An 8,293-nucleotide genomic window follows, 5' to 3' on the forward strand; every position below is an offset into this window, starting at 1 on the left:
GCCGGTCATGCCGCGCGCGCCGGTGCACGCCAGTGCGTGTCGCCGGGAAGCGCCGCACCGAAGAGGAGTCGGTGTGCGCCGGGGCGGCACACCGCGAGGAGTTGCGCGCCGCGGGCTCCGGCCGGCGCTGCTCCATTCGGGGTGATTCGGGTACCGGCCCTGGCCTCCCGGGATCCCGCGCCTGCCTACTGGTGTCGCTGACCGCGGGCTACCCCGTCGGCGGCCGCGTTCCGATGTGCCCTGATCGTGAACCGTGCCGCAAGACGTCCCACGCGTGCCCTCGCGTACCACATGACCGCGGCACCGGGCAGCCAGTCCACTGTGCGGCCCTTTCCTGTATCGGAGTCACGAGAGGGCCGCACCATGATCTCCACCGTCACCCGGGTGACCTCGTCCGTCAGCCTTTCCGACGAGGTCCGGACAGTGGTCCTGACGGCCAGGGTCGTTCCGGACGCGCCGCACGGGACCACTCCGACCGGCACCGTGACGTTCGTGGTCGGCGCAGACGGCGAGCCGCTGACCGGGTCCCTCGACGACGACGGTACCGCCACGGTGACCACCGGCGCCCCCGGCTCCGGCACACATGAGATCACCGCGACCTACCACGGCGACGCGGCCTTCGCCGGCTCGACCGACGTGCACACCCTCGCCCAGATCCCGACCAGCATGACGATCACGAGCGTGCCCAACCCCTCGGCCCCCGGGCAGCCCGTGACCATCACCGCCACCGTCACCCCGGAGACCCCGGGCCCCGGGGTGCCCACCGGCAGCGTGGTGTTCACCCTGACCGGCATCGGGAACTTCACCGTCGCGCTGGACTCCTCCGGGCAGGCCGTCCTCACCACCAGTGCGTTCACCGCGGGCGAGTACACCATCACCGGCAGCTACACCGGCGACGCCACCTACCTGCCGATCAGCCAGAGCGTCCCGCACCTTGTCAGCGGCGCCGCCGACACCACGACGACGGTCACCTCCGCGCCGAACCCCTCGGCTCCCGGGCAGTCGGTGACCTTCACCGCCCATGTCGCCCCGGTCCCGCCGGCCACCGGGACGCCCACCGGGACGGTCACGTTCACCGTCGACGGCACCGGCGGTGGCACCTTCACCGCCACCCTGAGCGGCGGGACGGCGACCATCTCCCTCAGCACGCTGGGCGTCGGCCCGCACAACGTCACCGCGGTCTACCACGGCGACGCCTTCTTCAACGGGTCCACCGGCACGGAGGTCCACACCGTCGGGCAGGCGTCCACCACGACCACCGTCACCACCTCGCCGAACCCCTCCGTCCACGGTCAGCCCGTCACCGTCACCGCGACGGTCGTCCCGGTCCCACCGGGCGCGGGCGTCCCGACCGGTTCCGTGCTCTTCACCTACGACGGCGGCAGCCGCACGGTGACGCTCGACGCGCACGGCACCGCCTCCTTCACCCTCACCACCCCGCTGGGCGCCGGCGACCACACCATCACCGCGGACTACAGCGGCGACGCCGAATTCCTCCCCTCCAGCGGCAGCACCGTCCAGGTCGTGACGAAGGCCGACACCGCCATCGCGATCACCGCCGAACCCGAACCCTCGGGTTCCGGACAGCAGGTCACCATCAGGGCCACCGTCACCCCGGTGCCACCGGCCGCCGGAACGCCCACCGGTGACGTGGTGTTCACCATCAGCGGCATCGGGAACTTCACCGTCGCGCTGGACGCCTCCGGGCAGGCCGTCCTCACCACCAGCGCCCTGACCGCGGGGGAGTACACCATCACCGCCGCCTACACCGGCGACTCCGACTTCAACGGCATCAGCGGCAGCATCAGCCACCATGTCGGCCAGACCGCGACCACCACGACGGTCACCTCCTCGCCCAACCCGTCCGTCTTCGGGCAAGAGGTGACCTTCACCGCCACCGTCACCCCGACCGTGCCCGGCGGAACGCCCACGGGTGAGGTCGCCTTCTCCGTCGACGGCTCGGCGCCGGTGCTTGTGCCCCTGGTGGGCGGCACCGCCACCTTCACCACCAGTTCGCTGGCCACCGGCGAGCACGCCGTCACCGCGGTCTACGGCGGTGACGTGAACTTCACCGGCTCCACCGGCACGGCCACACAGACCGTCGGCCAGTCGCTGACCCGCACCACGCTGGCCTCCTCGCCCAACCCGTCGCAGTCCGGCCAGGCCTTCACCCTCACCGCCACCGTCACCCCCGTCGCGCCGGGCGCGGGCACCCCGACCGGCATCGTCACCTTCACCCTCAGCAGCGGCGGCACCGTCGACGTCACCCTGGTGAACGGCGTCGCCACCACCACCGACACCCTCCCGGCGGGCCAGTACACCAGCACCGCGGCCTACCACGGCGACGCGAACTTCGCCCCGTCCACCGGATCCGACAGCCACCAGGTCGTCCGGGCGGCGACCACCACCACGGTCGGTTCGGCGCCGGAACCCTCGCAGTTCGGCGAGACGGTCACCATCACGGTGGTGGTCGCGCCGGTGCTGCCGGGAGCCGGGACACCCACCGGCATCGTCACCCTCACCATCGACAGCGGCACGCCGGTGGACCTGCCCCTGGCGGGCGGCACCGCCACCCTGACCACCAGCGCGCTGTCGGTCGGCAGCCACGACATCGTCGCGGTCTACGGCGGTGACGTGAACTTCACCGGCTCCACCGGCACCCACACCCAGACCGTCGAGCGGGCGCTGACCTCCACCGCGGTGACCTCGGCGCCGGACCCCTCACACTTCGGCGAGACGGTCGCCCTCACCGCCACCGTCACCCGCTCGTCGCCGGGCACGGGCACCCCGACCGGGACGGTCACCTTCACCGTGGACGGGCCCGGCGGGTTCACCCAGACCGTGCCGCTGGGCGGCGACGGCACCGCGGTGGTCACCACCAGTGCCCTGGGCGCCGGCACCCACACCGTCACCGCGGACTACAGCGGCGACGCCGACTTCGCGCCGTCCTCCGGCACGGACACCCAGACGGTCGACAAGACCGCGACCACGACCACCGTCACCACCTCCCCGAACCCGACGGTCCCAGGGGACCCGGTGACCCTCACCGCCGTCGTGGCCCCGGCGCCCCCCGGCACCGGCACCCCCACCGGCACGGTCACCTTCGTGGTCGACGGCGGCGGTGGCGGCACCTTCACCGGCACGCTGGACGCCAACGGGGTGGCCACCGTCACCGTCGCCACCCTGGACACCGGCACCCACAACGTCACCGCGACCTACCTCGGCGACGCGGACTTCGCCGGTTCCAGCGGATCCACCACCCACACCGTGGGCACGCCCACCAGCGCCACCACCGTCACCACCGCACCCAACCCCTCCGTCACCGGTGAGACGGTCATCCTCACCGCCGTCGTGACCGCGGTGCCGCCCGCCACCGGCACCCCGACCGGCACGGTCACCTTCACCGTCACCGGGCCGAGCGGTACCTTCACCTTCTCCGGCACACTGGACGCCAACGGGGTGGCCACCGTCGCCACGGACGTCCTGGGCGCCGGTACCTACAGCGTCACCGCGGCCTACAGCGGCGACGGGACGTTCGGCCCGTCCAGCGGAAGCACCACCCACCTGGTGGCACAGGCGGCCACCGTCACCACGGTGACGACGACGCCCAACCCCTCCGCCTTCGGCGAGGCGGTCACCGTCACCGCGACCGTGGCCGTCACCGCGCCGGGCACCGGAACCCCCACCGGCAACGTCGTCTTCACCCTCAGCGGCACCGGCGGCGAGACGGTGACCGTGCCGCTCGGACCGGGCGGCACCGCGACCCTCACGACCAGCACCCTGGTGGCCGGGGCCCACACCGTCACCGCCGCCTACAGCGGTGACGCCGACTTCGAGGCGTCCACCGGCAGCGCCATCCAGAATGTGACGCAGTCGGCGACCACCACCACGGTCACCAGCTCGCCGAACCCGTCCACCTACGGCGAGCAGGTCACCTTCGACGCCGTCGTCGCCTCGGTGGCGCCCGGCACCGGCATCCCCACCGGGACCGTCACCTTCACCTCAAGTGCCGGCTGGACCCGGACCGTGGCGCTCGACGGCACGGGGCACGCCACCTTCACCACCAGCGTGCCCCTTCCCGCGGGCAGCGAGACCGTCACCGCGGTCTACAGCGGCGACGCGAACTTCACCAGCTCCACCGGGACGCTCACCCAGGACGTCGGCCTCGCGGACACCACCACCACCGTCACCTCCTCGCCCAACCCCACACGGTTCGGCCAGCCGGTGACGATCAGTGCCACGGTCGCCCCGGTGGTGCCGGGCGTGGGCGTGCCGACCGGCACGGTGACGTTCTCCACCAGCAGCGGCCAGAGCCTCACCGTCCCGCTGGACGCGAGCGGCACCGCGACGTTCACCACCAGCACGCCGTTCCCGGTCGGCACCGAGACCATCACCGCCACCTACAGCGGAGACGCGAACTTCAACCCGTCCACCGGCAGCACCACCCAGGCTGTCAACCCCGCGGACACCACCACGACGGTGGGCTCCTCGCCGGACCCGTCGGTCTTCGGGCAGCCCGTCACCCTCACCGCGACGGTCACCGCCGCCGCCCCGGGCGCGGGCGTGCCCACCGGGACCGTCACCTTCACTGTCACCGGGCCCGGCGGCGGCTCGGTGACGAGTACGCTCGACGCCGGCGGTGTCGCCACCGCCACCTTCACCACCCTGCAGCCGGGTACCCACCCGGTGAGCGCCGACTACAACGGCGACGCCGACTTCACCCCGTCCACCGGCACCGGCAGCCAGACGGTCACCGCCGCCACGACGGCCAGCACCATCACCGTCTCGCCCACCCCCTCGGCCTTCGGCGAGCCGGTCACCGTCACCGTCGTCGTCGCGCCGGTGGCACCGGGGGCCGGAGTACCCACCGGTGACGTCACCTTCACCATCACCGGGGACGGCGGCGGCACGTTCACCGCCACCCTGGACGGCAGCGGCCGGGCCACCCTCACCATCGCCACGCTGGGCACCGGCAGTCACGACATCACCGCCACCTATCCGGGTGACGCCGACTTCACCGGCTCCACCAGCACGCAGACGCAGACCGTCAACGCCGCGGCGACCACCACCACCCTGGTCACCTCACCCAACCCGACGCTGTCCGGCGAGTCGTTCACCGCGACGGCCACCGTCGCCCCCGTCGCGCCGGGCGCGGGCACCCCCACCGGCACCGTCACCTTCGCCCTGAGCGGCGGGACCACCGTGGACGCACCGCTGGTGGGCGGGGTGGCCACCATCACCGCCGCGCTGCCCGCCGGTGTCCGCCTCCTCAGCGCCACCTACCCCGGTGACGCACACTTCACCGGTTCCACCGGCACCGAGACCCACGCCGTCGACAAGGCGGCGACCACCACCACGGTCACCCCGGCGCCCGATCCTTCGCAGTTCGGTCAGGCGGTCGCCGTCGCGGTGGCGGTGGCGCCGGTGGCGCCGGGGGCGGGGACGCCCACCGGTTTCGTCACCGTCACGATCGACGGCTCCGGGTCGGTGGACCTGCCCCTGGCGGGCGGCACCGCCACCCTGACCACCAGCGCGCTGTCGGTCGGCAGCCATGACATCACCGCGGTGTACGGAGGTGACGCCGACTTCACCGGCTCCACCGGCACCGGCACCCAGACCGTGCAGCGGGCGCTGACGTCCACCACGGTGGCCTCGGCGCCGGACCCCTCACACTTCGGCGAGACGGTCGCCCTCACCGCCACCGTCACCCGCTCGTCGCCGGGCACGGGCACCCCGGCAGGGACGGTCACCTTCACCGTGGACGGGCCCGGCGGATTCACCCAGACCGCGCCCCTGGGCAGCGGCGGCACCGCGGTGGTCACCACCAGCGCCCTGGGCGCCGGCACCCACACCATCACCGCGGACTACAGCGGCGACACCGACTTCGCCCCGTCCACCGGCACGGACACCCAGACGGTCGGCACGACCGCCACCACGACCACCGTGACCTCCTCCCCGGACCCCTCGGGCCTCGGCCAGCCGGTCACCCTCACCGCCACGGTCGCACGCGCCACACCGGGTGCCGGCACCCCGGCCGGCACGGTCACCTTCACCGTCGACGGCACCGGTGGCGGCACCTTCACCGGCACGCTGGACGCCAACGGGGTGGCCACCGTCACCGTCGACACCCTGGGCGTCGGCGACCACAACGTCACCGCGGCCTACGGCGGCGACGCGGACTTCAGCGGCTCCAGCGGCACCACCACCCACACCGTGGGCACGCCTACCAGCGCCACCACCGTGAGCGCCTCGCCCGACCCGTCGGTCTTCGGTGAGACGGTGACCCTCACGGCCCTCGTGACCGCGGTGCCGCCCGCCATCGGCACCCCGACCGGCACCGTCACCTTCACCGTCACCGGGTCCGGCGGCGGTACGGTGACGGCCGCCCTCGTCGCGGGCGTGGCCACCGCCACCATCAGCAGCCTGGAAGCCGGCACCCACAGCGTCACCGCCTCCTACGGCGGCGACGGTACCTTCGGCCCGTCCAGCAGCAGTACCACCCACCTGGTCACCCAGTCCGCCACGACCACCGCGGTCACCTCCTCGCCCAGCCCGTCCGCCTTCGGACAGCCGGTCACCGTCACCGCGACCGTGGCCGCCTCCGCACCGGGTGCCGGAGTGCCCACCGGCAGTGTGCAGTTCACCTTCAGCGGTGGGCAGGTGGTGTCCGTGCCGCTGTCCGACGGTATTGCGAGCTTCACCACCGCCGGCCTGACGGCCGGTTCCCACATCGTCACCGCCGCCTACAGCGGTGACCCCAACTTCGCCTCCTCGCAGGCCAGTACGAGTCAGACGGTCACTCCGGCGGCGACGACCACGACCGTGACCAGCGCGCCGAACCCGTCGGTGTACGGGGCGCAGGTGACGATCAGCGCGGTGGTCGCCCCCGTGGCACCCGGAGCGGGCATCCCCACCGGCACGGTGACGTTCACCTCCAGCAGCGGCCGGACCCGTACGGTCGCGCTGGACGCGAGCGGAGTGGCGACCTTCACCACCAGTGTGCCGTTCTCCGCGGGCGACGAGCTCATCACCGCCACCTACAACGGCGACGGGAACTTCGCCTCGTCCACCGGCAGCACCACCCAGGTCATCAACCCGGCGGACACCACCACGACCGTCACCTCAGCGCCCAACCCCTCGGTCTTCGGCGAGGCGGTCACCGTCAGCGCAAGGGTCGCCCCGGTGACACCCGGTGCCGGAATTCCCACCGGCACGGTCACCTTCACCATCGGCGGCGCCGGCGGCAGCGTCGTGACGGCACCGCTGGACGCCGGCGGCACCGCTACCGTCACCACCAGCACCCTGGCGGCCGACCCGCACACCATCACCGCCGCCTACAGCGGAGACGCGAACTTCACCCCCTCCTCCGGCAGCGGCACCCAGCAGGTCGGCCAGGCGGCCACCAGCACCTCGGTCACCGCCTCGCCCAGCCCCTCGGTGTTCGGCCAGGCGGTCACGTTCACCGCCACCATCACGGCCAGCGCGCCCGGCAGCGGGGTCCCCACCGGCACGGTGAGCTTCGTCATCGACGGCGGTGCCCCGGTCGACGTGACGCTGGACTCCTCCGGGCAGGCCACGCTGAGCGTCTCCACCCTGCCCGCGGGCGACCACACCGTCACCGCCACGTACAGCGGCGCCCCGGACTTCGCCGCCTCCACGGTCAGCCACACCCAGACCGTCGGCCGGGCGACGACCAGCACGGCGGTGGCCACCTCGCCCAACCCGTCGGTGTTCGGGCAGGCCGTCACCATGACCGCGACGGTCTCCGCCAACCCGCCCGGCGCCGGCACTCCGACCGGCACCGTCGCCTTCACCCTCAGCACCGGTGAGACGGCCACCGTCCCGCTCTCCGGCGGAGTCGCGACGCTCACCCTGAACACGCTGGCGCCCGGCGGGCACACCGTCACCGCGGTCTACAGCGGTGACGCGGACTTCACCACGTCGACCGGGACCGCCACCCAGACGGTGGGCCAGTCGGCGACCACCACGACCCTGATCAACACGCCGAACCCGTCGGTGTCGGGGCAGGCGTTCACCGGGACCGCGGTGGTGGCTCCGGTGGCGCCGGGTGCGGGTGTGCCGACGGGCACGGTCACCTTCACGCTGAGTACCGGAACCAGTATCGATGTGCCGCTGGTCGGCGGGGTGGCGACGGCGAGTGTCGCGCTGCCGGCCGGTGTCTACTTCGGCACGGCCGTCTATCACGGTGATGCCGACTTCACCGGTTCGACGGGCACCGGGACGCAGACGGTCGACCGGGCTGACACCGCCACCACGCTGACCTCGGCGCCCG

At 73.0% G+C, this 8,293-nt stretch carries 1 protein-coding gene; it reads left to right on the forward strand.

Annotated features, from left to right (window positions below):
- Window positions 1-363: 363 nt before the first annotated feature.
- On the forward strand, window positions 364-8,293 hold a 7,930-nt coding region (locus ACWDD7_RS36160), incomplete at its 3' end, for a beta strand repeat-containing protein (protein WP_450460523.1).

This window comes from Streptomyces sp. NPDC001056 (assembly GCF_053598955.1).